Consider the following 2,379-nt stretch of genomic DNA (forward strand, 5'->3'; position numbering starts at 1 on the left):
GCTGACAGTCGCTTCGTGTACCAACGAAGATTTCGATAAAGGCAACAACGGTCCGGATGTCCCCGAAGGTCTGCCGGTGACCTTGAAACTGAATATCGGAGCACCTGATGTTACGGTAGTTGAAACTAAAGCCTTAGATAATGGTGAAACATTCGGACAAATAGATGATTTGGCGGTACTTGTGTATAACGAGGCAGGGGGGGATGGAACTGTTGCTTATTGGGGAAAATGGAATGATGAGGCTGACCAACGGACAGTGGAATTTTCAACAAAAACAGGTCGACATAAGATATATGTATTGACGAATACCGGCTCCCAAAGTGTAGCGGCCGAATATGCCACTGAAGCGGATTTGTTGACCGCACAATTTCAAGCAAGTCAGGGACCGACAGGTAAGGAGATGATGTTAGGATTTGTTGCAGAGGGAACAGATGCGTCTAAGAGTAGCGAAATGTACGAAGAAGGAATAAATACAGGTGTCAATGTAACAACGGATGGCGCTTCTTATTGTGCACGGGTCGTACCACCTTATTCAAAGGTGACATTCAGAATTACGAAAAATTTGCCGGATATGGATAAGGTTTATCTAAATATACATAGTGTAAAAGTCCGTAAGTTGCCAAGTGTCTATACCCTTATGCCATTTTCTGGTGAAGGTGACAATAAGTTGACACCGAAGCAAACAGTTGCTGCTGATATTGAGTTTGATATTGACGAGGTTCAAAGTGATAAAGGTTCTTATTTTCATATGTATGAAAATAAACAAGGTGTTTATCCCAATGAAAAAGGAGCCGCTTATAAAAGTCCGGGTATAGACGTGCCTGAAAATGCAGATGTGGTAGATTATGATACTTGGTTTAAGAAATGGGATGATCTGGCTTGTACTTACATTGAAGTAAAGGGTAAGTATTCTATTGTGAAAAGCCAGACTTCTTCTTCAACAACAGTTGATGCCGGTGATATTAATTATCGTTTCTTTTTGGGTGAAGATATTACTTCAGACTTTAATATCTGTAGAAATAAAAGTTATATAGTGACATTGGATTTCAGCCAAGAAGCCGGATATGGCGAGCTGAAACATGAGTGGCGCGTACATGCAAAATTAGATGAAGCGACTTTCCTGCCGGAAGGAGATTTAGTGATTGACGGTTATCCGCAGAGTCTTGGTTATGTCCCTTTTTATGTGTCTAATGGAACATCAGGGAGCATTACGTTGACAACTACTGGTGTTTCGTCGGCTGATATGAATATGTACTTTAATCAAAATGGATATTGGAGTGGTTCTTCTGCAGCTGATTTTGGCAATTTTAAAATTACTGCAAATTCGTTGACTGAGTTTGCTATTGCACCGAATGATGTCGGTATTCTTGGTGAAGGGCGTAATTATAATCAGGGAAGTTTTTCTTCTGCAGATAATTTAAATAGGAGAGATGAAGTTGCGAAAGGGGATATTTATAATACGCGTGAGTATAAGATGACTTTTATAACCAATGAGGAAACAAAAACATCAGTATTGATGGTAAAGGAACTTCCTTTGTTGTTGTTAACAAATACTTATAGTCCATCCGATAAATCAACCGTTTATGCCCGTCGTGTTGATGGTGCATATTTACATCCTAAAGAAGTTGAAGGTGGATATTCGGATGGTTCTCGTAATGAATATTTTAGTAGGACTACGGATAAAATTAGAGCGCAGCGAATTTGTATGGGAACAGGTGATTATCAAAACCCATATGCAGCGACAAGTATTGGTAATTATTTAAAATCTTTCTTGCCGACAAAAGCAGAAATAGATAAAATTATTGAGTTGGAGAAAGCAAATCCGTTGAAAGAAGCAAAATATTGGACGATGGATGGATTGTATGATGTTACGACTAAGCAGATTGTTTCTGGCAATGGTGAAGGATATATTCGTTGTGTGGCAAGACCTCTTTAATTAATAAACATTATGATTATGAAACTATCAAACATATTCCTCTCGACCCTGGCAGTACTCCTATGCTGTACTGCTTGCTCCAAGGATGAAGAATCATTTAAGGGGAAGGATGCGGATGCTTCGTTGAGCATTGCGGTCAAGGCGGCGGGGTCGGCCGTAACGAAAGGGTTTCACCCGAATGATGAGAATGAGTTGGCCGGAGAGGCCAAAGTAAATAACCTTTCGGTGCTCGTTTTCGACGAAAGCGGTGCACAACTGATTGGCTATGGCTGGCAGGCAACCAACTCGGAAGGCGAGGCCTCTATCCTGAACGTGCCTGCTATGACCATGCGGGCGCAGATCGTGATCGTTTCCAATACGCCGGAAAATTCGCTTGCCGGTGTTACGAGCTATTCCGATTTCGAATCCAAGCTGGCACAACTTGCCGACCAGTCTCAGAGCAA

General features: G+C 41.4%; 2 protein-coding genes (1 of these 2 only partly in view). Both read left to right on the plus strand.

Going from position 1 to position 2,379, the window contains the following annotated elements; translation table 11 throughout:
* Positions 1-1,936: DUF4906 domain-containing protein (locus tag BHV83_RS00115; protein ID WP_286755149.1), on the plus strand; the 1,936-nt coding region annotated here is incomplete at its 5' end.
* Positions 1,937-1,954: 18 nt separating this feature from the next.
* A protein-coding gene (locus BHV83_RS00120) for a fimbrial protein (protein WP_286755151.1) crosses the window boundary here: on the plus strand, positions 1,955-2,379 show its 5' portion. It continues 40 nt past the right edge of the window; the window shows 425 of its 465 coding nt (coding positions 1-425); the start codon lies at positions 1,955-1,957; its stop codon lies beyond the right edge, outside the window.

The sequence above is a fragment of the Parabacteroides sp. merdae-related_45_40 genome (assembly GCF_001915675.1).